We start from the raw sequence: 23,110 nt of genomic DNA, 5'->3' as shown, positions 1-23,110 counted from the left end.
CGCCCGCTCAATCCGCCTTGGCGACCTGCCGCCAGTGGTGCAGCAGGGGCTCGGTATAGCCCGAGGGCTGCTCCACCCCCTTGAATATCAGGTCCTTCGCCGCGCTGAACGCTGGGCCGTCCTCATTGCCGATGAGAGGGCGATAGAGCGGGTCGTTCGCGTTCTGCGCGTCGACCTTGGCGGCCATTCGATGGAGCGAATCCATCACCATCTCCTCGCTGACGACGCCGTGGTGGAGCCAGTTGGCGATATGCTGCGAGGAAATGCGCAGGGTCGCGCGGTCCTCCATCAGGCCGACATCGTTGATGTCCGGCACCTTGGAACAGCCCACGCCCTGGTCGATCCAGCGCACGACATAGCCGAGCAGGCCCTGGCAGTTGTTGTCGAGCTCCTCGCGCAGCTCGTCCTCGGGCCAATTCGTGTTTTCGGCTAGCGGGATGGTCAGGAGCGCGTCGAGGCTCGGAGCCTCAGGCAGCGTCGCCTGGATCTCGAACACATTCTCGGCATGGTAATGCAGCGCGTGGAGGGTCGCGGCGGTGGGCGAGGGAACCCAGGCCGTGTTCGCGCCCGCGCGCAGATGACCGATCTTCTGCTCCATCATGTCGGCCATCATGTCGGGCGCGGCCCACATCCCCTTGCCGATCTGCGCCTTGCCCGAAAGGCCGTGGCGCAGCCCGATCGCGACATTGCGCGCCTCGTAGGCTTGGAGCCAGGCCGAGCCCTTCATCGCGCCTTTCCGCATCATCGGCCCGGCCTTCATCGAGGTGTGGATTTCGTCCCCGGTGCGGTCGAGGAAGCCGGTGTTGATGAAGACGATGCGGTCCTTCACCGCGTGGATGCAGGCGGCAAGGTTCGCGCTGGTGCGGCGCTCCTCGTCCATCACCCCGACCTTGATCGTGTGGCGCGCGAGGCCGAGCAGGTCCTCGACGCGGTCGAACAGGTCGTTGGTGAAGGCGCATTCCTCCGGCCCGTGCATCTTGGGCTTGACGATGTAAATGCTGCCCCGGCGGCTGTTGCCGTATTTCGCATGGCCCTCGACATCCAGCGTGGAGATCGCGCTGGTGAAGACCGCGTCCATCAGGCCCTCGGGGATCTCGGAGCCGTCGGGCAGGCGGATCGCCGGATTGGTCATCAGGTGGCCGACATTGCGCACGAACAGCAGGCTGCGCCCCGGCAGGCTGTGCGTCGAGCCGTCCGGCGCAGTATAGGTCTTGTCGCCTGCAAGCTTGCGAGTGAGCGTTTTCCCGCCCTTCTCGAAGCTTTCCTCAAGATCGCCGCGGATCACGCCGAGCCAGTTCGAATAGGCGAGCAGCTTGTCCTCCCCGTCGACGGCCGCGACCGAATCCTCGCAATCGGCGATGGTGGTGAGCGCGCTTTCGATCACGATGTCGGAAATGCCCGCCGTGTCGGATTTGCCGACGGGCGTTTCGGGATCGAACACGATTTCGACGTGGAGGCCGTTGTTGACGAACAGCAAGCCCTTTTCGGTCGTGCCGACGGCCTGTGTTTCATCGACCAGCTCGATGTCGTCGGGCCCGGCGATTTCGCTCCAGCTGCCAGTTTTGAGCGGGAAGGTCGCGTCAAGGAACTGCCGCCCCCGCGCGATCACCGCCGCGCCGCGCTCCTCGTCGTAGCCACCGGGCCTTGGTGGCGGCGCATCGAGCGCGTCGGTGCCGTAGAAGGCATCGTACAGGCTCCCCCAGCGCGCATTCGCCGCGTTCAGCAGGAAGCGCGCATTGAGGATCGGGACGACCAGCTGCGGGCCCGCCATCGTGGCGATCTCGGGATCGACGTTCTGCGTCGTGACGGAAAAGTCGCCCGGCTCGGGGACGAGGTAGCCGATCTCCTCGAGGAAGGCGCGGTATGTCGCCGCATCATGCGGCTGGCCGCGCCGCTCTTCGTGCCAGGCATCGATCCGGCGCTGCAGGTCTTCGCGCTTTTCGAGGAGCGTGGCGTTTCGCGGCGCGAAATCGGCGAGCAGCTTGGCAAAGCCTTCCCAGAACGCCTCGGTGTCGCGCCCCAGCGGGCCCAGCACTTCGCGCTCGATGAAATCCGCCAGCCTGCCGTCCACGGAAAGGCCCGCGCGATCGATCATTTCTGCCATTGTCTCATGTCCTCATGACTCGCGTGAAACGGGTCCCGGGGAGGAGGACGGGCGCCCTATGGCGAAGCGCCTCGAGGATTGCAACACGGCGGCGGCGAAACAGGTTCCGCGGGTTGGAAGGACCAGCCGGGACCGCTAGGAAGCGGCAATGGATACCCGCCCCGCCCCCGCGATCGATGCCGCCGCCATGCTCGAACAGGTCAAGGCGTGGAGCGCGATCAACACCGGCACCGGCAACCTCGACGGGCTCGCCCGGCAGGCCGACGCCCTGGCCGAGGCGTTTTCCGTCCTGCCCGGCTCGGTCGAACTGGTCGATCCCGCCCCCGTCATCGCCATCGCCGCCGACGGCAGCGAATACGAGAAGGCGAATGGGAGACACCTCGTCGTCCGCGTGAGGCCCGGCGCGAACCGGCGGATCGTGCTGACCGGCCACATGGACACGGTCTTCCCGCCCGACCATCCCTTTCAGCAGCAGCGCTGGCTCGACGATCATACCCTGAACGGTCCCGGCGTTGCCGACATGAAGGGCGGCATCGCGGTCATGCTCCACGCGCTGCTGGCGTTCGAGCAGCGCCCTGCGGCGTCCAGCCTCGGCTACGATGTGCTGATCAATTCGGACGAGGAGACAGGCTCGCTCGCCAGCGCCGACCTCATCGCCGAGCTCGCCGCAGGCAAGCTAGCCGCGCTCACCTATGAACCCGCTGCACTCCCCGACGGGACGCTGGCGCATGAACGCGGGGGGACCGGCAATTACTCGATCACGCTCAAGGGGCGCTCCGCTCATGCCGGGCGCAATCCCGAAGACGGGCGCAATGCGCTGGTCGCCGCGGCCGACCTTATCCTGCGGCTGAAGCGACTCGAGCGTGAGGATATTACCGTGAACCCTGCCAAGCTCGAAGGCGGCGGGCCGAACAACGTCGTGCCCGGCCATGCCCTGCTGCGCTTCAACATCCGCCCGAAATCGACTGCGGCGATGGAGGGCTTCGACACGGCGCTCGACGGCGTTCTCGATGAAATCGCCACCGTGCACGAAGTCGCGGTCCATCGTCATGGCGGCGTGACCCGCCCGCCCAAGCCGGTCGATGCGCGCGCGCAGGCGCTGTTCGACCTCGTGCGCCAATGCGGCGCGGAGCTGGGCCAGGACATCGGCTGGAAATCGACCGGCGGCGTGTGCGACGGCAACAACATCGCCGCCTGCGGCGTGCCGGTCGTCGACACGATGGGCGTGCGCGGGGGCGCGATCCATTCATCGGACGAATACCTCATCGTCCCCAGCCTTGCCGAACGCGCCGCGCTTTCCGCGCGCGTCATCGAACGGCTTGCCGAGGGCGCGCTGGCCGAGCATGGGGCGGGCAAAGGAGAACCGAAGTGACCTTTCGCCTGCGCGCCGCGCGCCCCCAGGATCTCGAGCACCTCTATGAAATGGCGAAGCTGACGGGCGGAGGCTTCACCAACCTTCCGCCCGATCGAGCCGCGCTCAAGGGCAAGCTCGAGGCCGCGGCGAAAGCGTTCGCGAATACATCGGACGAACTCGCTTCCGAACAATTCGTGCTGGTGCTGGAAAACCATGAGACAGGCGCCGTGCGCGGGACCAGCCAGCTGATGACGCAGGTCGGGCAGCGCTGGCCGTTCTATTCGTACCGGCTCAACACACTGACCCAATATTCCAAGGAGCTCGACCGCACGGTGCGCGCGGAAATGCTCAGTCTCGTCACCGATCTCGAGGGCTTTTCCGAAGTCGGCGGCCTGTTCCTCCACCCCAACGAACGCGCCGGTGGGCTCGGCCTGCTGCTCGCCCGCGCGCGCTATCTGTTCATCGCGATGCACCGCTCGCGTTTCGCCGACAAGGTGCTGGCCGAACTGCGCGGGATCATCGACGAGCGCGGCGGGTCGCCCTTCTGGGACGGGGTCGCGGGGCGTTTCTTCGGGATGAGCTTCCAGGAAGCGGACTATTTCAACGCGATCAACGGCAACCAGTTCATCGCCGATCTCATGCCCAAGCACCCGGTCTATGTCGCCATGCTCGACGACGATGCGAGAAGCGTCATCGGCGTGCCCCATCCGACCGGGCGCGCGGCGATGCGGATGCTCGAGAACGAAGGCTTCAGCTACGAAGGCTATGTCGACATCTTCGACGGCGGCCCGACGATGATCGCGCGCACCGACGAGGTGACGAGCGTCAAGCAGAGCGTGCGCGCGACGGTGAGCGGGATCGATCTTGCCGAGGGCGAACGCGCGATCCTCGCGACCGGTCGGCTCGAAACCTTCCGCGCCTGCTATGGCGCTCGGTCGCTGTCGGGCGACGAGGAAAACGGCTTCACCATCGCGATCGACAGCACCGCGGCAGACGCGCTCGATGTGGGCGAAGGCGACGAGGTATGGAGCGTCGCGCGATGAGCGGACTGGTCGAGATCAATTTCGACGGGATCGTCGGGCCGAGCCACAATTACGCGGGCCTCAGCCTCGGCAATATCGCGAGCGCGAGCCACCGGGGCGATCCGTCCTTTCCGCGCGCGGCGGCGCTGCAGGGGCTCGCCAAGATGCGCGGGAACCTCGCGCGGCTCGGCGTGCAGGGCTTTTTCGTCCCCCTCCCCCGCCCCAATACCGCACTGATCGAGCGGCTGGCGCTCGACGGGAGCGAAGACCCGGCCCTGCGCGCGGCGCCGTGGTCGGCTTCGAGTATGTGGACCGCCAACGCCGCGACCGTCTCGCCCGCTCCCGACACGGCGGACGGGCGCTGCCACCTGACGCCGGCCAACCTCGTCACCATGCTGCACAGGGCGCAGGAATGGCCTGACACCAAACGCCAGCTCGATCTCGCCTTCGCCGATAGAGCGCATTTCGCGGTTCACGATCCGGTCCCCCCGACCTTCGGCGACGAGGGCGCGGCCAACCATATGCGCCTGTGCGAAAGCCACGGCGGACCCGGGGTCGAAGTGTTCGTCTACGGCAGGCCCCTTTCCGAAAGAGGCGGAGGCCGCTTCCCCGCGCGCCAGCACGAACAGGCGAGCCGGCTCGTCGCCCGTGCCCACGGCCTCGACGCGGCGAGGTGCGTCTTCATCGAGCAGAACCCGGAAGCGATCGAGGCAGGCGCTTTCCACAATGACGTGGTCGCCGTGGCGAACGAACGTGTGCTGTTCGTCCACGAACGGGCCTTCGCAAATCGGGAGAACGCCTACGAAGCGATCCGCGCGGCTTTCCCGGCGCTCGAACTTGTGGAGGTGCCCGCGAGCGAGGTCAGCCTTGCCGAAGCGATCCGGACCTATCTTTTCAATGCGCAATTGCCGACCCTGCCGGATGGCACAATGGCGCTGGTCGTGCCCGAGGAATGCCGCGAGAGCGCTTCGGTGTGGCGCTATTGCGAAAGGCTGATGGCCTCGAACGGGCCGATCCGCGAGGTCATCCCGGTCGATGTGCGCCAGAGCATGGCGAATGGCGGGGGGCCGGCCTGTCTGCGGTTGCGCGTCGTGTGCGACCCGGCAAGGATCGATCCGCGTTTCCTGCTCGACGAAGCGAAGGCGGAGCGCATCGAACGCGTCATCGCGCACACCTGGCCCGAACAGATCGATCCCGGCGATATCGGCAGCGAGGCGCTCGCGCAGCAGGTGGTTGCCGCGCGCGATGCACTTCTCGACGCGCTCGACCTCGGCGAACTCGCCTGACCATGGTTAACGCATTTGCAGGCTGGCGTCGGATGGGCTTACAATCGCGGCCACGTTAACCAGCAAGGCCCACGCCCCTACGTTGATGGCATGGGACTTGCAGGACCAGAGGTTAACGGAAGGGAGAAACAATGCTCAAGAAGATCGGAAGGCTGTTCGTTATCAAGAACAGGTTCGAGGCCTTCCTGATCATCTACGCGCTCGCGCTTGGCGCGATGACCCGCGGCACGGCCTATCTCGAGGAATATCCCGGCATTTTCGGCCAGCTCCTGTTCCTTGCGACGAGCGGCGCGGTGTTCCTGGGCGGGGCCAAGATCCTCGATTGCCTTCGGCTCGAGCGTCAGATCGAAGAGGGTTCCTTGCCGGCCAGTCGATGCGAATGAGACCGCCGCGCAAAGCGGTCAGGATCCGCCTCGCTCGCGGCGCATCGGGGCCGCTGCGGAGGTTTGCTCCGGCCTTCGTATCCAGGAACGCATTTCGCTGCCGTTGAGCCATCGCGGGGAGCGGTGGGGCACCGAGTTCGTCATCGCATAGAAATTGCGAGCGCGCTTTTCGCTCATGCCCATGTCTTTGTAATAATCGATATACATCCTGTGAACGCGCGACCCCGGACCATAGTCCGACGGCCGGCGTCCCGCAGCATCGCGCCAGGCGTGCACGGCAAAGCGCGTGTCCGGCGAAATCGAGCGCGGCTGGCCTGCGAGGAAAAGCTCGATTGCTCCCGATCGCACCGAACCGCCGGGAGGTACGGTGGTCTTCAGCCCAGCCCGCCGGATGCGCCTGCCGAGTTCGAGATTGGCGACATCGTTTACCGTTCCGGGCGCGTCGATCATGCGGATCACTTCGAGCTGCGGAAATTCGCGCATCATCGCATCGAAGTGAGCCAGACTGCGACGATCTGTCGTCCCGTCGAGCAAGGCGCTGCGAGGGCCTGTCACAAGGAAAGGGCCATATCGTACCGCATCTTGCCCACGCGCCGGGCCGTGCCGATCCTTCTGACGGGACCAACCCGCGTTTTCAAACCGCGACGACGAGGGGTGCTCGGCATTGCCGCGAAGCCGGTCATCGTGCCGCTGCGGTCGCAAGTCGTAATCCGGTGAATCATTCCCTTCGCGCTCCGAGGCTTCCACCTTTATCCAGCGCCCTGTTTCCGGATCCCATTTCTCGACCCAGACATCGACTGTTTCGGGGGACGAAGCGGTTTGCGCGACGGCACCGGGGGCGCAGAAGCACGCAAGGGCCGCGAGAATGGCGGCGACAGGATTGCGCCACACAGCCAGCTTCAGCTCCGACCCGATCGACGAGTGCGGAAACGATTTTTCACTTTTGGATGTCTGAATGGCATTTTTTTCACATTATTTAAATCTCACCCCAAAAAGGCTTTACAGAATTTAAAACGCCTTTCCTTCGATTTGTTTCCTTTCAGAATCGTCATCGATTGCGAAAGAACTTATCACCCATATTCGGACGAAACTCTCCGTTCGCCGAATCCTCGAATGGTGCCACCCGACACAAAATAAAAAGGGCATCCCGCTAATGAGCGAGATGCCCTTTTTCCTTGGACAGCCGGGCTGCCGAAAAGGTCCGCTCGGCCTTACTCGAGTTCGTCCGCGACGTCGTTGATCTCGTCGGCTGCTTCGTCGCCGATATCGTCGATTTCCTCGGCACGCTCGTTCAGCATATCCTCGCGCGCATCGGTGGCGGCTTCGTCGGCCCGCTCCTCGAGCATTTCCGCGCGTTCGTTGCCGACATCCTCGATCGCATCGGCCTGTTCTTCCATGCGATCGCCGAGTTCCTCGCGCGGGGAATCCGGCCCGCAGGCGGTCACCATCGCAAGCGCGGGAAGGGCTGTCATCGTGATCATCAGTCGTTTCATTTCGTGTCTCCTCCATTGCGCCGCCCCACGCGTGTCCTCTTGCGGGATCTGCACGGCGGCTCGCACGCCACCAACGGACGCGCCGAAGCGAAGTTTCGAGAAAGTGGGCGCACCCGGCGGGCGAAGACGCGAAAGCGCCCGGATCAGGGCCGGGCAAGCCCTTCGAGCGGACCGTCGAGGATCGGTTCGCCGTTCTCGTCGTAGAGCGGCAGGATCACGAGGTCGTCGGCATTCGACAGCTCGATGGTCAAACGTTTGCGCCGGAAATCGCGCCGCGCGCCGACCAGGGCGGGGACCAGGACGGGCCGGCCGCGCACCGCGATCCGGCGACCGCGCAGCAGCGCGCGCAGCCCGCTCAAAGTGGGGCGAGCGGCGCGCTCACCGCGTTCGCCTTCGACGAGGATGTCGGAATCCGCATCGTCCCTATCCGGATAATCCTCATCGCCTGAGACGGGAAGCTTCAGCAGCGCGGCAAGCGTCGGAATTCCGAATTCGACCGTGATATCGTTGACGCTGGTCAGCGGGCGGCTGCGGAATTCCGGCATCCCGAAATCGAATTGCTGGAGGTCGAAATAGTCGGCTTCCGCCTTCTCCTCGGTGTGGAGACGGAAAGTGTCGCCATCCCGGCTGACGGCGCGGATGTCGAGGATCGCGGCGATGTCGTCCTTCTCGCTCGCGGGCCGCTTGCGCGCATTCCTCAGCGCCTCGCGCGGCGGCAGGCAGCCGGGCGCGCAGACGTCGCGCAGCCGTGCGAGATAGGATTCGCGGGTTTCGGCGAGAATAGGGGCGGAGTACGAACAGGCCGCAGCAAGGCCGCAGCACAAAAGGAACATCCGGAACACGCCACCCTCCCCGCGGGAGATGAAAGGAAGGGTGGGGGATTTCTGTTGCTAGGCACCCCCGGGCCCCCGGAATCCGCTTCTGTTGCCCGGTGGGTCCAACCGCGCTTTAGCTTTGTAAATTCAGGCCGCTAGGCCATAAAATTACGCAGCGAGAGCGAGTGCTTCGTTGTCGTTGGCACTTATGGATTTGAGCCTTTAACGGGTTACTCAGCCCGGACGAAAACAACGCTTTTCAGCCCACGTCGATCCTGGTTCGGCCCCGTCAGAAATCCCTGCCGAAACAGGAATTTATGGTGGAGCCGCCGGGTACTGCCCCCGGGTCCGTTGTGCCTATTGCACGCTGCACTTTATCGTCATAGTCGGATTGCTCCGACGCGCTCCATATAGGCGGTTTGCGATTAATGTGAAGTGTATCTCACTTTTTCAGCGCGTCGCGGATCTCGGTCAGAAGCTCGATTTCGCTCGGGCCTGCCGCTTCTTCCGGGGGAGTCACCTCTTCCTCTTTCTCGAAACGCTCGATCACCCGGTTGGTGTAGCGCACCAGCAGGAAGATGATGAGGGCGAGGATGACGAAATTGATGACTGCCGTGACGAAGGCGCCATAGCCGATCATCGCCGCACCGGCTTCCTTGAGCGCGGCGTAATCGGTCATCGAGCCTTCGTAGCCATCCGGCACGGAGAGCAGCCAGAAATACTGCGAGAAATCCGCCCCGCCGAAAATCGCGCCGACGACCGGCATGATGATCTCGTCGGTGAGCGATTTCACGATCACCGCGAAAGCCCCGCCGATGATCACGGCGACGGCGAGCTGCATAACATTGCCCTTGGCAATGAATTCGCGAAATTCCGAAAGCATGGCGGCCTTTTCCCCTTTTCCTGCCCGTGCACGAACCTGTCTTTGCCGCTACGCCGACTTCCTGCCAAGCGCCTTTGCCCACCCTTCCCCCGCTTGAAAGGCGAATGGGGTGTGCTATATCGACAATACAGGAACTTGCTGCGCGCCGCGCTCCTTTGTCGGCGCGCCATTCGGAGGGATTTCGATGACGTTCAAGACGCTTTTCCGCGGCGCTTTCGCCGCCATGGCGGCGTTCAGCCTCGCCGCCTGCGGGATCAACTCGGTCCCCGCCGCCGAGGAAACCGCCAAGGCCAAGTGGGCCGATGTCGAGGCGCAGTTCCAGCGCCGGGCCAATCTCATTCCCAACCTCGTCGAAGTCGCGCAAGGCGCGGCCGAGAACGAACGCGCCATCCTCACCGAAGTGACCGAAGCGCGCGCGCGGGCGACCAGCATCAACGTGAGCGCGGAGGATCTCAACGACCCTGCCAAGATGGAGAGCTTCGCCGCCGCGCAGGGCCAGCTCGGACAGGGTCTCGGCCGCCTGCTCGCCAGTTTCGAAGCTTATCCGCAGATCCAGTCGAACCAGAACTACATCGCGCTGCAGAGCCAGCTCGAAGGCACCGAAAACCGCATCGCCGTGGCGATCCGCGACTACAACGAGGCGGTGCGCCAGTACAACACGACGATCCGCACCTTCCCGGACACGATCGGCGCGAACATCATCCACGGCGCCGAGCCGATGGTGCCCTATTCGGCCGTGACCGAAGGCGCCGAGGTCGCTCCTGAAATCGACATGACGAGCAATTGAACCTCGGCGTGCCGCGCATAAAGTCCCTGTTCCTTGCGCTGGCGGGAGCGCTGTTTGCGCTCCTCGCCGCGCCCCTCGCCGCGCAGGATTTCCCGCCTCTGACCGGCCGCGTGGTCGATCAGGCGGGGATCATCCCGCCCGATGTCGAAGCCCAGCTCACGCAGAAGCTCGCCGCGCTCGAGGCGCAATCCCAGCGCCAGCTCGTCGTCGCGACGGTTTCCGACCTACAGGGCTACGAGATCGCCGATTACGCCTACCGGCTGGGCCGCGAATGGGGGCTTGGCGATGCCGAGCGCAATGACGGGGCGCTGCTGCTCGTCGCGCCGACCGAGCGGCGGGTCCATATCGCCAGCGGATACGGGGTCGAAGGCTGGCTGACCGATGCCGTCTCCAAGCTCATCATCGAGAACCAGATCGTCCCGGCCTTCCGCGATGGAGACTATGCCGGCGGAATCGTCGCCGGGACCGATGCGATTATCGAGGTCCTGAAGCTGCCCCCCGACGAGGCAGCGCGGATCGCGAAGGAGGCAGGCGAAGCGCGCGAGAAGGACGGCGGCTTCCCCGTCGGGATGCTGGTCTGGCTCGTCTTCATGTTCATCTTCTTCGTTCTCCCCATCATCCGGTCCGGCAGGCGGCGCAAGTATCGCGCGCGCGGCAAGGGGCCGTGGGGCGACCGGGACGACGATGATGACGATTATGGCGGCGGCTGGGGCCGCACCGCGCGCGACATCATCCTGTGGGAAGTCGGCACGGCCATCGCCCGCGGCGCCTTGGGCGGCGGTCGCGGAGGCGGCTTTGGCGGCGGGGGCTTCGGAGGGGGCGGCGGCTTCTCTGGCGGCGGCGGTTCATTCGGAGGCGGCGGCGCCTCCGGGGGGTGGTAGAAATGGCCTATCTCGACGAAGCGGGCCACAAGCTCGTCAGCGATGCGGTCGCCGAGGCCGAGATGCAGACCTCGGGCGAGATCGTGACGGTCCTCGCCGATCGCTCGGACGACTACGCCGATATCGCGCTGCTCTGGGCCGCGGGCGCGGCCTTCACCGCGATGAGCCTGTTCGCGGCTTTTCCCCAGCCCTTCCTCGACCTGTGGGACGGCCTGATCGGGGGATGGAGCCATGAATGGACCCCCGGAGAGCTCGCCAGCATGACCATCGGGCTCGGCCTCATCGCCTTCGCGCTCGCCTGGGCGGTGCAGATGATCGAGCCGGTCAAGTGGCTGCTCGTCCCCGGCCCGGTTCGAACCGCGCGCGTCCACGCCATGGCACAGCGCCAGTTCAAGGTCGGCGCCGAGGGTCGCACCCATGGCCGCACGGGCGTTCTCATCTACCTCTCCATGAGCGAGCACCGCGCCGAAATCGTCGCCGACCGCCCGATCGCGGAAAAGGTCGAGGCCGAAGTATGGGGCGAAGCGATGGGCGATATGCTGCGGCACATCGCCGCCGGCCGCATCGCCGAGGGCCTCGCGGTGGGCGTGCGCGATGTCGGCTTCGTCCTCGCCCAGCACTTCCCGCGCGCCGAGGACGATGAAAACGAGCTTCCCGACCGGCTGATCGAAGTCTAGGCCCGGTCCGCATGACGGACATCACGCAAGACGGATTCGCCGCTTTCGAACGCGACAAGGACGCCGACCTGCCGGAAGAAGTCCGCTGGGAGGGCCGCTTCATCACCGCCAAGACCCGGGGGCGCTGGGAATATGTCGGTCGCGCCCGCGGAATCCGCGCCGCCGCGATCCTTGCGCTCGACGAGGACGCGGACGGCTCACGCCACGTCATCCTCGTCAGCCAGTACCGCGTGCCCTTGTCGCGCTTCTGCCTCGAGATCCCCGCCGGCCTCGTCGGCGACGATGCGGGCAGCGAGGATGAAGGCGCGCGCGAGGCCGCCGCGCGCGAACTGGAAGAGGAAACGGGTTACCGCGCGGGCAGGCTGGAGGTGCTGGGCGAATTCTATTCCTCTCCGGGCATGGTCTCCGAAGCCTTCACGCTGCTGCGCGCGACCGAGCTTACGAAAGTCCACGAGGGCGGCGGCGTGTCCGAGGAAAGCATCACCGTCCACCGCGTGCCGCTCGCGGGGCTTGCCGATTACGTTGCGAAATGGCGCGAAGCCGGCCATGCGGTCGACGTGCGCATCGCGATGCTGATGACACCGGGATTTCTGGGAGAGAAACTGACATGACGAAACGCTGCGAGGGCAAGCTGGCCCTGGTCACCGGCGGGGCGCAGGGCCTTGGCCGGGCGCATTGCATCCGCCTGGCGCAGGAAGGCGCGCGGGTGCTCGCGACCGACATCAACGGCGCGGGGGCACAGGAGACCGCCGCAATCATCAACGCCGAAATGGGCGAAGGGACCGCTTTCGGCATCGCCCACGACGTGACCGACCCGGCCCAGTGGGATGCCGCCATCGACGCTGCGCGCGAGCACCTGGGCGGGCTCAACGTGCTGGTCAACAATGCCGGGATCGGCGTCGGCGGCAACATCGAGACCTGCACCTTCGAGGACTGGAAGCGGTGCTATTCGGTCAATGTCGATTCGATCTTTCACGGCTGCCAGAAGGCCCTGCCGCTGATGCGCGAACACGCGCCGGGCTCGATCATCAACATCTCTTCGATAGCCGGCCTGATCGCGAGCGACACGATGCCGGCCTACAATTCGACCAAGGCGGCGGTGTGGATGCTGTCGAAGTCGATCGCGCTCCACTGCGCCAAGAAGCAGATGGGCATCCGCTGCAATTCGGTCCACCCGACCTTCGTCGACACGCCGATCCTCGACGGGACCGCAAAAGCCCACGCGCTCGACAAGGACGTGCTGATGGAAAAGCTCGCCCGGCAGATCCCATTGAAGTTCGTGGGCGAGCCGAACGACATCGCCAATGCCGTGGTCTATCTCGCCAGCGACGAAAGCCGCTTCATGACCGGGGCCGAGATCAAGCTCGACGGCGGCATTTCCGCGATGTGAAAAAAGAGAGGGGCCGAAATGGCCCCTCCCGGTTTCGTTCGAATGTCTGAACCTCGCGGCTCCCCCGAAAAGAACGGGTTATGAAAACCGGGAGCCGCTTTTCATGCCGCGAGGTCAGTCGGCGATCAGCGCGATCGCAAGGTAGACCAGCGCGGCCGTGCCGAAGCTGACGAAGGCGCCGATCACGAAGGCGATACGCACGAGCGTGACATCGACATTGGCATATTCGGCAATTCCGCCGCAGACGCCGGCGAGCTTGGCATTGCGCTTGTCGAGGTGGAAGCCCGGCTGGCCTCCGCCGTTGTTGCGGGTGATCTTGTTCATGCGAGGACTCCTGTAACGAGAGAGTGAGACGGGCTGGCGGGCACTATCGCCGCGATCATCAGGACCACGGTGATGATCAGCGACTCGGCGGCTGCGAGCACGCGCTGGGTGCGCTGTCCGGCCTGGTCGAAGAACGAATACATTGCGTCTTGTTTCCTTATGCTGGCGGGTTGCGGGGCGTTTCAAGCTTCGCCGCGATCAGGCGAGGCCGGGGCTGGCCGGGACGATCGCGTAAGCGAGGAACGAGGCCGACAGGATCACCGAAAAAGCGGCTGCGGCGAGCTGGTTGGCGAGATTGCTGCGAAACATGGGGGTATCTTTCGTCATCGGGGATTTTGGCGGTCCGCGATCAGGCCATCAGCGAGGGGCTGGCGGGCACGATCGCGTAAGCGAGGAAGGCGGCCGTCGCGAAAATCGAGAAGGCGGCGGCGGCGAAGCGGTCATAAGTATCGGCGAACATGGTCTGGTCTCCTGTTTGGGTTGTTTCGGTTCGTCCCGCTTGGGACATCCGATACTCTGCAGGAGGTGTGCCAAACTCGGAGAATGGCGGAAATCCGGGACTTTCCGCCCCCGGCTCCCTGAAAGCCCCGTTCAGCTAAACGAAAGGTTGGGAAATTTTCCCACCTCTTGGGATCGCCTTGCCGCGCCGATCACTATGGCCTTTGGCGAGGGCCATGCTAAGCGCCGCGTAACACCCATGCCGCTCGCGAAAATCACCCTCCAGCAGTTCCGCAACCACGCCCTCAGCGAGCTCGGCGAAACCGCGCATTTCAACCTGCTGGTGGGCGCCAACGGGGCGGGCAAGACGAACGTGCTCGAGGCGATCTCGCTGTTCGCCCCCGGCCGTGGCCTCAGGCGCGCGCCCCTGTCCGAACTCGCCCGGCGCGAGAAGCCCGCCGATGCGCCCCGCCCCTTCGCCATCGGCGCGAGCCTCGTCGAGCAGGGGCAGGTATCGGCGCGTCTCGGCACCTACACCGAGGACGCGCGCCCCAACCGCCGGCTGGTGCGGATCAACGGGGCCGAGACGAGCGCCTCGGCGCTGTCCGAATGGCACGCGGTAAGCTGGCTCACCCCGGCGATGGACGGCCTGTTCACCGACAGCGCGGGCGCGCGGCGACGCTTCGTCGACCGCATGGCGCTCGCGATCGAACCCGCCCATGCAAGGGCGGTGAACCAGCTCGAGAGCGCGCTGCGCGAACGCAACCGCCTCCTTGAGGAAGGGCGCGAGCCGCGCTGGCTCGATGCGGTCGAGGCGCAATTGGCCGAAGCCGGCGCGCAGGTCGTCGCGACGCGCGCGCGGCTGGTGGAGCTCTTGTCAGAGGAGCTGTCCGCCCTTCCCCCGGAACCCTTCGCCCGGCCGATCCTCACCTATCGCCCCGGCGGCCCGACCTCGCGCGATGAGCTCGCGGAGAGCCTGGCCCGCGAGCGCCCGCGCGACCGCGCCGCCGGGCGCGCGCTGACGGGCCCGCACCGCGACGAACTGGACGTGGCGATGATGCGCGCCGACGGCTCGGCGGGCCAGCCCGCAGCGACGTGTTCGACCGGCGAGCAGAAGGCGATGCTGATCGCGATCACCCTCGCCCACGGCACGCTCGCCGCATCGGGCCGGCCGAGCGTCCTGCTGCTCGACGAGGTTGCCGCCCACCTCGACCCGGTTCGCCGTGCAGAGTTGTTCCGGCGGCTCGCCGCAGGACGCGCACAGGTCTGGATGACGGGAACCGAACTTGCCCCATTCAGCGAGATCGCCAGCGAGGCGGCGGTCTGGAAGGTCGCGGGCGGCGCGGTGGAAGCGCTTTAGCCCTCGTTTTCCTCTTCGGGCAGCGCCTCGCGCACATCGGCCAGCGTCGCCTCGACCAGTTGCTCGATCCCCTCCTCGGTCGGATGGATGCGGTCGGCCTGGAAGAGATTGGGATTCTCGTAAATCGATTCGAGCCAGAACGGCACCAGCTGCGCGCCGTATTCCTGCGCGAGGTCGGCATAGATCGCATCGAAATCGCGCTGGTATTCGGGTCCGTAATTGGGCGGCGCGCGCATCCCCATTAGCAGGACGGGAATATCGCGCGCCTTCAATTCTTCGAGCATCGCGGCGAGATTGGCCCGCGTCTCCGCCGGCGAGAGACCGCGCAGCATATCATTGCCGCCGAGTTCGAGAATGAACAGGTCGGGCTTCTCCTCCTGCGCGTCGAGCGTGAAGGCGAGCCGCTGGCGTCCGGCGGCGGTCGTGTCTCCCGAAACGCCCGCATTGGCGATCCGCGCGTTCACGCCCTTCGCGCGCAAGGCCATTTCGAGCCGGGCGGGATAGCTTTCGCCTTCATCGAGCCCGTAGCCCGCAAAGAGGCTGTCTCCGAAGGCGAGGATGCGGCGTTCCGGCCCCATGACGGGGATCGGCGGCGGGGCCTCGGCACCGGGCGTGCGCGCGGCGCCGGAGGCGGGCGGGACCGCCGTGTCCTCGGCCGCCTCCCCGCCGCACGCCGCAAGGGCAAGCGCCAGCAGGCTAGCGCCCGCAATCCTCGAAATTCCGCCCCGAAGCATCATTTCCGCTCTTCCTCGCGTATCTTGTGTGCCCCTCCCACCTATGCCATCGAGCCCGCGTGACAAGCCCTTCCCTCGCCCTCACCGCCCGCAATCTCACCCTGACCCTCGGTTCCGACCGCAAGCCGGTCGAGATCCTGCGCGGCATCGATCTCGACATCGCGCGCGGCGAGGTGGTCGCGCTGCTCGGCCCGTCGGGTTCGGGGAAGAGCTCGCTGATGGCCGTCCTGTCGGGCCTCGAACGCGCAAGCGGCGGGAGCCTGACGGTGGCGGGGGCGGATTTCACCAAGCTCGACGAGGACGGCCTTGCCGCCGCGCGGCGGGGGCGGATCGGGATCGTGCTGCAGGCATTCCACCTCCTGCCGACCATGACCGCCGCCGAGAACGTCGCCACCCCGATGGAACTCGCCGGCGCCGACGACGCGCGCAAGCGCGCCGTGGCCGAACTCGAGGCGGTCGGGCTCGGCCACCGGACCGGCCATTACCCGACCCAGCTTTCGGGCGGCGAGCAGCAGCGCGTCGCCATCGCCCGCGCCATCGCGCCTCGCCCCGAACTGATCTTCGCCGACGAGCCGACCGGGAATCTCGACGTCGCGACGGGTGAGGAAATCGTCGACCTCCTCTTCGCCCGCCGCGCGGAAACCGGGGCGACGCTGCTCATCATCACCCATGACGAGGCGCTGGCGAAGCGCTGTGAGCGGGTGCTGACCATGGCCGACGGGGTGATCGTCTCCGACACGAAGACCGCCGCCAAGGGCGAGGCCGCGTGAGCGAGGCGGGGCTCGGCTGGGGTGCGGCGTGGCGGATCGCCCGGCGCGATCTCAATGCCCGTTTCAAGGGGCTGCGCCTGCTGCTCGTATGCATTTTCCTCGGCACCGCCGCGCTGGCCGCCATCGGAACCCTGACCGCTGCGATCGAGCGTGAACTCGCATCGAGCGGGCAGGAACTCCTGGGCGGCGATCTCGAGGTCGAGGTGTGGCAGCGCGACCTCTCCGAAGAGGAAAAGGCGGCGCTGTCGGAATACGGCACGATCTCGGGCGGGACGCGCCTGCAGGCCATGGCGAGTGCGGGCGAGAATGCCGCGCCAGTCGAACTGAAGGCCGTGGACGAGCGCTGGCCGCTCTACGGCACGCTGACGCTGGCCGACGGGCGCGAGACGGGCGCGCCGACAGGCGACGAGGCATGGCTCGCGCAGGGTGCGATGGACCGGCTCGACATCGCGGTGGGCGACAGCTTCACCATCGGGACGGCCGGCCTGACCGCGGCGGGCGTGATCGAGGATGAGCCCGACCGGCTCTCCGAAGGCTTCCAGCTCGGCCCGACGGTGATCGTGGCCGAGGACGTTCCGCGCCGTGCAGGGCTGCTGCAACCGGGCGCGCTTTACCAGAGCAAGTACCGGCTCGCCTTCGCCGACGAGAGCCGCGATCCGGAAGCGGTCGAAGAGGAACTGACAGCGGCCTTTCCCAATGCCGGATTCGATTTCCGCACACGCGACCGCGCCTCGCCCGGCGCGGACCGCTTCGTGGCGCAGATGAGCGATTTCCTGACGCTCGTCGGCCTTGCCGCGCTGGTGATCGCCGGGATCGGGATCGCGGGCGGGGTTTCCTCCTATCTCGACCAGCGCCGCACCAGCATCGCCACGCTCAAGGTGCTCGGCGCATCCTCGCGCGACATCGTGCGGATCTATGCGCTGCAGGTCGCGGTCGCGGCGCTGGTGGGGAGCCTTGCCGGGCTGGCGGTCGGCGTGCTGGTAACGCCCCTGCTCGCCCGCGCGCTCGAGGGGCTGCTGCCGGTCGAAAGCGGCTTCATCATCGAGCCCGCGCCGCTGCTGCTGGCGGGCTCCTACGGGATGCTGGTCGCCTTTGCCTTCGCCGCCGCGCCGCTGCTGAGGGCGCGCAGTTTCCCGGCGATGGCGCTGATGCGCTCGCGCATCGTGCCGCTTTCGCGCGACCGGCGGGCGCTCGCGGTCACGGCGGCGGGGCTTGCGGCGATCTGCGCGCTCGCCCTGCTCACGACCGCCGAGCCGCTGCTTTCGGGCGGGTTCCTGGCCGGGGCCGGCGTGGCGCTGGCGCTGCTTGCCGGGCTGGGCTGGCTGATCGCCGCCGTCGCGCGCCGCCTGCCGCGCCCCGCCAACCCGATCCTCAGAAGCGCGCTCGCCAATATCCACCGCCCCGGAGCGCCGACCGGAGCGCTGGTCACGGCGCTCGGCTTCGGGCTTGCCGCTTTCGTGCTACTCGCCGCGATCCAGAGCGCGATCGAGGGCAATATCGACAGCCGCGTGCCGCGCGAGGCGCCGGACTATTTCGTGCTCGACGTGCCGCCGGCGAAAGAGGCCCGCTTCTTCGACCTCGTGCAGGAGCGCTTTCCCGATGCCGGAATCCGCACCGTCCCCACCCTGCGCGGCGCGGTGCTCGCCTACGGGCCGGAAGGCGACATGGTGCGCGTCGCAGAACTCGAGGAACTGCCCGAGGGCGCTTGGGGCCTGCGCGGCGAACGCGGGCTGACCTATTCCGACAGCATCCCGCAGGGCAACCGCGTGGTCGAGGGCGAGTGGTGGAGCCCTTTCCACCAGGGCGAACCGCTGGTCTCGATCGACGCCGAATTCGCCCGCGCGCTCGATCTCGAGGTCGGCGACTACCTCACCATCGGCATCCTCGGCGTGGAGCGCACGGCCCGCATCGCCAACCTGCGAGAAATCGACTGGGAGAGCATGGGGTTCAACTTTCTCCTCGTCTTCAGCCGCAACGCGATCAGCGACGCACCGCACAATCTCGCCGCGACGATCGATTTGCCCGACGGGGCGGACCGCGAGGCGCGCGGCGAGCTGCTGCGCGCGCTGGTGCGGCAGTTTCCCTCCTCATCGGTGGTGGAGGTCGGCGAGCTGCTGGGCGAGGCGCGCACGATCCTGCGGCAGGTGGGGCTGGCGACGCTCGCTGCGGCGGCGGTCGCGGTGCTGGCAGGGCTCGCCGTCCTGATGGGAGCGATCGCGGCGGCGCGCGCCTCGCGCACTTATGACACGGTGGTGCTGCGCGTATTGGGAGCGAGCCGGCGGCAGATCCTGATGATGCAGCTCGCAGAATACGGCCTGATCGCCGCGGCGCTCGCGCTGGTCGCGCTGGGGCTAGGCAGCCTGCTCGGCTGGGTGGTCATCACGCAGCTGTTCGAATTCGACTGGCTGCCCGACTGGGGGGCTGTGCTGGGCGTGCTGGGGCTCGGCCTCGTCATGGTCCTCGCCTTCGCGCTCGGCGGGTCGCTGCCGTTGCTGCGGGCAAAACCGGCCCGCGCCCTGCGCGAACTCTAGCCGATCAGGCGAAGGCTTCCTCGATTTCCTGCTGCGCGCTGTCGCCGATAACGGCGTGAAGCGCAGCCGAAAGCGCCGCGCTCGCGATCCCGATCAATGCCAGCACCGGCAGGACCAGAAGACTTCCCAGCAGGACGCCGATGCCGCCGGCCACCGCGGAATCGCTGCCTGCCATCGCTCCCCCGGCGAAGATCAGCAGAAAAGGGACCAAGCCGAGGACGATCATGATGACCGTCGCCAGGAGAAAGACGACGAGGATGCCCAGCACCTTGCCCTCGGTGATCGCCCAGCTGCGCCGGATCGCCCGGATCGGGCCGCGCTCGCCATCGACCGCGACGACCGGCACCAGCACCGCGAGACGGCAGGCGAGATAAAGCGCGAGCGGGAACACCATGAGCACGGCGAGCACATTGGCGAGGATACCCGCATCGCCCGCCAGGGAAAGGATCGCCGCGAGGACGATCCAGACCACGCCTGCGACCAGCGCAGCAACCGTGAGGAGCACGGCGGTCGCCAGCAGGGTCGGCGCCGACTTGAACCCGGCTCCCAGCGCGTCCCCGAAACCGGGCTGCGACAGCGGGGTCGCGAGCGCGGTCATGGCCGCCTGCTGGGCGATCGTGACGAGCAGGAAAAGGACGTAGGATAGCAGCGCGACGATCACGAACGCGCCTCCTCCCACGCCAAGGAGCGAAGCCGGGTCCTCGATCGCGGAGGCTGCGAATATCGCGCCCGCCATGGACGCGCCCATAACTCCGCCCAGCACGGTGGAAAGGATCATCTGCCCCACGGTGAAAAGGACCAGCATCCCGACAAGCATAAGGCCGCGCTGCCGGAGCATGGCGAAAGTGGTCGAAAAGACCCGGCGAATATCGATCATGAAAGGCGCCCCTGTTCCGCGGGCGACGCTCTTCGCCGCCCCCGATACAGCACGAAGTCTGCACAATGCCCGTCCGATGGCAAGCACCCTGCGCACACGGGGCGCGGATGCCGCAACGAAAAGGGGCCCCGCGCGTCGCCGCGCGGGGCCCCCTCATCTCGCTCGGCAGAGCCGGTCAGAAGCGGAAGCGAACCACCCCGCCATAGGTGCGCGGCGGGCTCGGATAGCCCGACACGGTCCCGGCCTGCGCGACGCCGTCGAACACGGTCAGGATGTATTCGTCGTCGAGCAGGTTGCGCGCGAAGACCCCGATTTCGAGCCCGTTCTCGAGCGCAAGCGTCGAGGAAGCGTTCACCAGGTTCACCTCGCGGCGGAAGATCTGCGTATTGCCGCGCTGCGCGTTGAAGGTCGGCAGGCCGTTGTTGATGTCCTGGTTGCTCTCGTGGTTGTAGTCGACGCGGGTGATGATGCGCGACCCGCTGTCGAATTCGTGGGTGTAGGTCGCCGAAGTCGCGATCGCCCATTCGGGGATGCCGCCCGGACGCTGACCGGTGAGATCGCCCAGCGGGCTGCCGGTGAAGTCGTCGTAGAGCGCATCGAGATAGGTCGTCGCGAAAGTCAGGACCAGCCCGTCGACCGGGTTGATCGTGGCGTCGAATTCAAAGCCCTTGACCGACTGCTCACCCGCATTGGCGAGCGCGAAGCCGAGCCCGGTGAAGGCGAAGCTCTGGAAGCCCTCGATCGTCTGGTCGAACAGCGCGAGGTTGAAGCCGAAGCCCTCCCACTGCGCCTTCATCCCGATTTCGTAGACTTCCGCCTCTTCCGGCCCGGCGAAGCGCGAGCCCGTCGTCAGGTTCGGCGTCGCGAGCCCGGCGTTGAGGATCGGCGACGGCGGGGCGAGAATGGTCGAAAGGCCCGGCCCCGGGATGTAGTCGCCGAGCACCGGACGGCTGTCGCGCGACAGGTTGACCGAGCTCGCCTTGAAGCCAGTCGCATAGCTCGCATAGACGTTGACCTCGGGCGAGATCTGGTAGCTCGCGCGCAGCAGGTAGGTCAGCTCGTCGTCATTGGTGCGCCCGGGTTCGACCGAGTTAGGGACCGACAGGAACGGCGGCTGGAACTGCAACGCGGCAAGCGGAAGCAGCGGGTTGGTCGCCGGGTCGGTGGCGGCCGCCGCGATCGCGGCGAAAGCCTGCGGGTTGGCCTGCTGGAAAGCGGCGATCTCGGCCGGCCCGATATTGCCGGGAGGGGTCGCGGTCGCCTGCGCGATCTGGCCGACGATCACGGCATCGACGAGGTTGATCTGCGCCAGCGGGTCGAAGCTCTGCTGCGAAAGCGCGAATTGCTTCTCGTCGTCGGTGTAGTTGAAGCCGACCGTGAAGACGAGCCCGTCGACCGGTTCAAGGTCGAACGTGCCGAAAATCGACCACGCGGTATTCTCCATCCGGAAGTTCTCCGAGGTGAGCAGCGGGGTCGAAAGGATCGAGTTCTGCGGCAGGCCGAGCTGCTGCTCGACAAAATTGAGCGTGCCCGGACCGCCCGCGAGCAGGTCGCCGAAGCCGCGGAAGGCGGAGCCGTTCTCGACCGAGGAGATCTGCTCGATCGTCTCATCGAAATAGAACCCACCGAGCAGGAAGTTGAACGGACCGTCGAAATCCGATGCGATGCGGATTTCCTGGGTGAAGGTCTGCACTTCCTGGTCGCGCGTTTCGGTCGCGATGTCGGCGCTGGTGAAGTCGATGTCCTGGTTGAAGAAGTTCTTCAGCTCGCGATAGGCCGTGATCGAGGTGATCGAAATGGGCCCGGCCTGGTAGTCCATCTGGACCGAGCCGCCGTAATTGTCGTTCTCGTTCACGGGGACGACATTGAGGAAATTCTCGTAGGCGAAGAAATCGGTCGAGAACTGGCCGCCCAGCGCCTGGATCACCGGCGCGGTCGGGCCGGCGACGAGCGTCGCGGTCTGGCAGCAGATCTCGTCGATCCGGGCATAGTCGGCAATCGCGCGGATCTTGAAATCCGGGCTCGGCTCGATCAGCAGCTGGCCGCGGGTCGACCAGCGGTTGCGGTTGTTGATCTCTTCATTGAGATTGACGATCTCGCCGAAGCCGTCGCGGCGCTGGTAGGTGCCGTCGAGCGAAAAGGCGATGTTGTCGGTGATCGGCCCGGTGATGTCGCCGCGCAGGAAGACCTGGTTGAAATTGCCGTAGACGGCTTCGACCATGCCGCCGAATTCGTATTGCGGTTCACGCGTGACGACCGAGATGACGCCGGCGCTCGCATTCTTGCCGAACAGGGTCGACTGCGGGCCGTTCAGCACCTCGATGCGCTGCACGTTGTTGAGGTCGCCCAGCGCGCCAGCCGAACGCGAGCGGAACACGCCGTCGATGAACACGCCGACCGAAGGCTCGATCCCGAAATTGTTGTCGCCGTTGCCGAAGCCGCGGATAATGAAAGTGGTCGCCGACGAGGTCTGCAGCTGGCTCACCCGCAGCGAAGGCGTGACCGTCTGCAGGTCAAGCACGTCGCGGATCTGCGCCTGCTCAAGCGTCTCGCCGCTGGTGACCGATACCGAGATCGGCACTTCCTGCAGCGTCTGCTCGCGCTTGGAGGCGGTGACGATGATCTGGTTGTTCGATTCCGGCGCGCTCGGCACGTCGTCCTCGAGCACGAGTTCGTCGGCATCGTCGGAATCGGGCAGGTCCTGGGCGTGGGCGACGCCCGGCGCGGTCACGGCGAAGGCGGCGGCGCCTGCCAGCAGGGTGAATCGATACGAGCCGGCAATGCCGGACAGGATGGAGCGCATGGAAGTTCCTCTCTCTTGAACCCTCTCGAGCCCGCAAAGAACCGGGATGCGCGTCCCAAACCGCGCGCCCCGCCGGGCTGACCCCAAGCTGATAGGCGAGCGCCCTGCCTGCGACAAGCGGCTTGGAATGGATTGCCGGGGGCAAAGCACCGCAATGTTGCAGCCGAGTCACACTTGGCCCGCGCCCCGGTTTCGATT

General features: G+C 66.4%; 24 protein-coding genes and 1 other RNA gene. 12 read left to right on the top strand and 13 right to left on the bottom strand.

Translation table 11 applies throughout. The features are described 5' to 3' along the window. Window positions 1-7: 7 nt before the first annotated feature. On the bottom strand, window positions 8-2,104 hold the full coding sequence (locus G9473_RS01970) for a malate synthase G (protein WP_291135464.1): 2,097 nt from the start codon (window positions 2,102-2,104) through the stop codon (window positions 8-10). A 148-nt stretch (window positions 2,105-2,252) separates the two neighbouring features. Here G9473_RS01970 and G9473_RS01965 point away from each other — a divergent pair, with 148 nt between their 5' ends. From G9473_RS01965 to G9473_RS01950, 4 genes are all read left to right on the top strand, one after another. Continuing rightward, window positions 2,253-3,476, top strand: a complete 1,224-nt coding sequence (locus G9473_RS01965; protein ID WP_291135462.1) for a hydrolase — start codon at window positions 2,253-2,255, stop codon at window positions 3,474-3,476. Continuing rightward, window positions 3,473-4,501, top strand: coding sequence for an arginine N-succinyltransferase (locus G9473_RS01960; RefSeq protein WP_291135460.1), 1,029 nt, complete (start codon window positions 3,473-3,475; stop codon window positions 4,499-4,501). The genes G9473_RS01965 and G9473_RS01960 overlap by 4 nt, the downstream gene beginning before the upstream one ends. After that, a complete protein-coding gene (locus tag G9473_RS01955; protein WP_291135458.1) occupies window positions 4,483-5,766 on the top strand; it encodes an N-succinylarginine dihydrolase in 1,284 nt (427 codons plus the stop codon). Before G9473_RS01960 ends, G9473_RS01955 begins: the two co-directional genes overlap by 19 nt. 131 nt (window positions 5,767-5,897) lie before the next feature. Further along, window positions 5,898-6,149: a hypothetical protein gene (locus G9473_RS01950; RefSeq protein ID WP_291135456.1), complete on the top strand. Its 252-nt coding sequence runs from the start codon at window positions 5,898-5,900 to the stop codon at window positions 6,147-6,149. 18 nt (window positions 6,150-6,167) lie between these two features. Here the strand turns inward: G9473_RS01950 and G9473_RS01945 are convergent, their stop codons facing one another. From G9473_RS01945 to mscL, 5 genes are all read right to left on the bottom strand, one after another. Beyond that, window positions 6,168-7,040: a hypothetical protein gene (locus tag G9473_RS01945; protein WP_291135454.1), complete on the bottom strand. Its 873-nt coding sequence runs from the start codon at window positions 7,038-7,040 to the stop codon at window positions 6,168-6,170. Window positions 7,041-7,360: 320 nt separating this feature from the next. Next, window positions 7,361-7,642 carry a hypothetical protein gene (locus G9473_RS01940; protein ID WP_291135452.1) on the bottom strand — a complete coding sequence of 94 codons (282 nt, stop codon included), beginning with the start codon at window positions 7,640-7,642 and terminating at the stop codon, window positions 7,361-7,363. Between the two features lie 143 nt (window positions 7,643-7,785). Beyond that, window positions 7,786-8,484, bottom strand: a complete 699-nt coding sequence (locus tag G9473_RS01935; protein WP_291135450.1) for a hypothetical protein — start codon at window positions 8,482-8,484, stop codon at window positions 7,786-7,788. Between the two features lie 30 nt (window positions 8,485-8,514). After that, window positions 8,515-8,896: a transfer-messenger RNA gene (gene ssrA / locus G9473_RS01930) on the bottom strand. A 3-nt stretch (window positions 8,897-8,899) separates the two neighbouring features. After that, window positions 8,900-9,340 carry a large conductance mechanosensitive channel protein MscL gene (mscL, locus tag G9473_RS01925; protein WP_291135448.1) on the bottom strand — a complete coding sequence of 147 codons (441 nt, stop codon included), beginning with the start codon at window positions 9,338-9,340 and terminating at the stop codon, window positions 8,900-8,902. A 184-nt stretch (window positions 9,341-9,524) separates the two neighbouring features. On the opposite strand from mscL, the gene G9473_RS01920 reads away from it, so the two are divergent. Genes G9473_RS01920 through G9473_RS01900 form a run of 5 tightly spaced genes read left to right on the top strand, consistent with a single transcriptional unit; the run spans window position 9,525 to window position 13,075 of the window. Further along, window positions 9,525-10,127 (top strand): LemA family protein, encoded by a 603-nt coding sequence (locus tag G9473_RS01920; RefSeq protein ID WP_291135447.1) that lies wholly within the window; start codon window positions 9,525-9,527, stop codon window positions 10,125-10,127. Between the two features lie 8 nt (window positions 10,128-10,135). After that, on the top strand, window positions 10,136-11,008 hold the full coding sequence (locus tag G9473_RS01915) for a TPM domain-containing protein (protein WP_291135445.1): 873 nt from the start codon (window positions 10,136-10,138) through the stop codon (window positions 11,006-11,008). 2 nt (window positions 11,009-11,010) lie between these two features. Next, window positions 11,011-11,685, top strand: coding sequence for a hypothetical protein (locus G9473_RS01910; RefSeq protein ID WP_291135443.1), 675 nt, complete (start codon window positions 11,011-11,013; stop codon window positions 11,683-11,685). An 11-nt stretch (window positions 11,686-11,696) separates the two neighbouring features. Beyond that, window positions 11,697-12,296: an NUDIX hydrolase gene (locus G9473_RS01905; RefSeq protein WP_291135441.1), complete on the top strand. Its 600-nt coding sequence runs from the start codon at window positions 11,697-11,699 to the stop codon at window positions 12,294-12,296. Continuing rightward, entirely contained in the window at window positions 12,293-13,075 is a 783-nt protein-coding gene (locus G9473_RS01900; protein ID WP_291135439.1) for an SDR family oxidoreductase, read from the top strand. Before G9473_RS01905 ends, G9473_RS01900 begins: the two co-directional genes overlap by 4 nt. A 114-nt stretch (window positions 13,076-13,189) precedes the next feature. Here G9473_RS01900 and G9473_RS01895 read toward each other — a convergent pair whose 3' ends face one another. From G9473_RS01895 to G9473_RS01880, 4 genes are read right to left on the bottom strand one after another with little or no spacing between them, the layout of a single operon-like run. Continuing rightward, on the bottom strand, window positions 13,190-13,399 hold the full coding sequence (locus G9473_RS01895; RefSeq protein WP_291135437.1) for a PspC domain-containing protein: 210 nt from the start codon (window positions 13,397-13,399) through the stop codon (window positions 13,190-13,192). Further along, entirely contained in the window at window positions 13,396-13,542 is a 147-nt protein-coding gene (locus tag G9473_RS01890; protein WP_291135435.1) for a hypothetical protein, read from the bottom strand. The genes G9473_RS01895 and G9473_RS01890 overlap by 4 nt, the downstream gene beginning before the upstream one ends. 55 nt (window positions 13,543-13,597) lie before the next feature. Next, a complete protein-coding gene (locus tag G9473_RS01885; RefSeq protein WP_291135433.1) occupies window positions 13,598-13,726 on the bottom strand; it encodes an enoyl-CoA hydratase in 129 nt (42 codons plus the stop codon). 22 nt (window positions 13,727-13,748) lie between these two features. After that, the gene (locus G9473_RS01880; protein ID WP_291135431.1) at window positions 13,749-13,859 is read right to left on the bottom strand and encodes an enoyl-CoA hydratase; all 111 of its coding nucleotides are present in this window, start codon (window positions 13,857-13,859) and stop codon (window positions 13,749-13,751) included. Between the two features lie 237 nt (window positions 13,860-14,096). Here G9473_RS01880 and recF point away from each other — a divergent pair, with 237 nt between their 5' ends. Then, window positions 14,097-15,197: a DNA replication/repair protein RecF gene (recF, locus tag G9473_RS01875; protein ID WP_291135429.1), complete on the top strand. Its 1,101-nt coding sequence runs from the start codon at window positions 14,097-14,099 to the stop codon at window positions 15,195-15,197. Here recF and G9473_RS01870 read toward each other — a convergent pair. Beyond that, window positions 15,194-15,934, bottom strand: a complete 741-nt coding sequence (locus G9473_RS01870; RefSeq protein ID WP_291135427.1) for an arylesterase — start codon at window positions 15,932-15,934, stop codon at window positions 15,194-15,196. The genes recF and G9473_RS01870 overlap by 4 nt on opposite strands. 56 nt (window positions 15,935-15,990) lie before the next feature. Between G9473_RS01870 and G9473_RS01865 the strand changes: the two genes are divergently transcribed. Then, a complete protein-coding gene (locus G9473_RS01865; RefSeq protein ID WP_291135425.1) occupies window positions 15,991-16,701 on the top strand; it encodes an ABC transporter ATP-binding protein in 711 nt (236 codons plus the stop codon). Beyond that, the gene (locus G9473_RS01860) at window positions 16,698-19,232 is read left to right on the top strand and encodes an FtsX-like permease family protein (protein ID WP_291135423.1); all 2,535 of its coding nucleotides are present in this window, start codon (window positions 16,698-16,700) and stop codon (window positions 19,230-19,232) included. Before G9473_RS01865 ends, G9473_RS01860 begins: the two co-directional genes overlap by 4 nt. A gap of 4 nt (window positions 19,233-19,236) precedes the next feature. Here the strand turns inward: G9473_RS01860 and G9473_RS01855 are convergent, their stop codons facing one another. Together G9473_RS01855 and G9473_RS01850 are read right to left on the bottom strand one after the other, a co-directional pair. Beyond that, window positions 19,237-20,109 carry a glycerophosphoryl diester phosphodiesterase membrane domain-containing protein gene (locus G9473_RS01855; protein ID WP_291135421.1) on the bottom strand — a complete coding sequence of 291 codons (873 nt, stop codon included), beginning with the start codon at window positions 20,107-20,109 and terminating at the stop codon, window positions 19,237-19,239. Window positions 20,110-20,284: 175 nt separating this feature from the next. Beyond that, complete coding sequence (locus tag G9473_RS01850; protein ID WP_291135419.1) at window positions 20,285-22,912, bottom strand: TonB-dependent receptor; 2,628 nt, start codon at window positions 22,910-22,912, stop codon at window positions 20,285-20,287. Window positions 22,913-23,110 lie beyond the last annotated feature (198 nt).

Source organism: Erythrobacter sp., from assembly GCF_011765465.1.
Lineage (GTDB): Bacteria > Pseudomonadota > Alphaproteobacteria > Sphingomonadales > Sphingomonadaceae > Erythrobacter.
This window is presented reverse-complemented; position numbering and strand designations above follow the sequence as displayed.

Excerpts from the sequence above, each read along its gene's own strand:
- G9473_RS01850 (WP_291135419.1), bottom strand. The coding sequence starts at position 22,912 with ATGCGCTCCATCCTGTCCGGCATTGCCGGCTCGTATCGATTCACCCTG.
- G9473_RS01920 (WP_291135447.1), top strand. The coding sequence starts at position 9,525 with ATGACGTTCAAGACGCTTTTCCGCGGCGCTTTCGCCGCCATGGCGGCG.
- G9473_RS01890 (WP_291135435.1), bottom strand. The coding sequence starts at position 13,542 with ATGTATTCGTTCTTCGACCAGGCCGGACAGCGCACCCAGCGCGTGCTC.
- G9473_RS01900 (WP_291135439.1), top strand. The coding sequence starts at position 12,293 with ATGACGAAACGCTGCGAGGGCAAGCTGGCCCTGGTCACCGGCGGGGCG.
- G9473_RS01885 (WP_291135433.1), bottom strand. The coding sequence starts at position 13,726 with ATGACGAAAGATACCCCCATGTTTCGCAGCAATCTCGCCAACCAGCTC.
- G9473_RS01910 (WP_291135443.1), top strand. The coding sequence starts at position 11,011 with ATGGCCTATCTCGACGAAGCGGGCCACAAGCTCGTCAGCGATGCGGTC.
- G9473_RS01940 (WP_291135452.1), bottom strand. The coding sequence starts at position 7,642 with ATGAAACGACTGATGATCACGATGACAGCCCTTCCCGCGCTTGCGATG.
- G9473_RS01880 (WP_291135431.1), bottom strand. The coding sequence starts at position 13,859 with ATGTTCGCCGATACTTATGACCGCTTCGCCGCCGCCGCCTTCTCGATT.
- G9473_RS01870 (WP_291135427.1), bottom strand. The coding sequence starts at position 15,934 with ATGATGCTTCGGGGCGGAATTTCGAGGATTGCGGGCGCTAGCCTGCTG.
- G9473_RS01950 (WP_291135456.1), top strand. The coding sequence starts at position 5,898 with ATGCTCAAGAAGATCGGAAGGCTGTTCGTTATCAAGAACAGGTTCGAG.
- G9473_RS01895 (WP_291135437.1), bottom strand. The coding sequence starts at position 13,399 with ATGAACAAGATCACCCGCAACAACGGCGGAGGCCAGCCGGGCTTCCAC.
- mscL (WP_291135448.1), bottom strand. The coding sequence starts at position 9,340 with ATGCTTTCGGAATTTCGCGAATTCATTGCCAAGGGCAATGTTATGCAG.
- G9473_RS01905 (WP_291135441.1), top strand. The coding sequence starts at position 11,697 with ATGACGGACATCACGCAAGACGGATTCGCCGCTTTCGAACGCGACAAG.
- G9473_RS01855 (WP_291135421.1), bottom strand. The coding sequence starts at position 20,109 with ATGATCGATATTCGCCGGGTCTTTTCGACCACTTTCGCCATGCTCCGG.
- recF (WP_291135429.1), top strand. The coding sequence starts at position 14,097 with ATGCCGCTCGCGAAAATCACCCTCCAGCAGTTCCGCAACCACGCCCTC.
- G9473_RS01970 (WP_291135464.1), bottom strand. The coding sequence starts at position 2,104 with ATGGCAGAAATGATCGATCGCGCGGGCCTTTCCGTGGACGGCAGGCTG.
- G9473_RS01955 (WP_291135458.1), top strand. The coding sequence starts at position 4,483 with ATGGAGCGTCGCGCGATGAGCGGACTGGTCGAGATCAATTTCGACGGG.
- G9473_RS01965 (WP_291135462.1), top strand. The coding sequence starts at position 2,253 with ATGGATACCCGCCCCGCCCCCGCGATCGATGCCGCCGCCATGCTCGAA.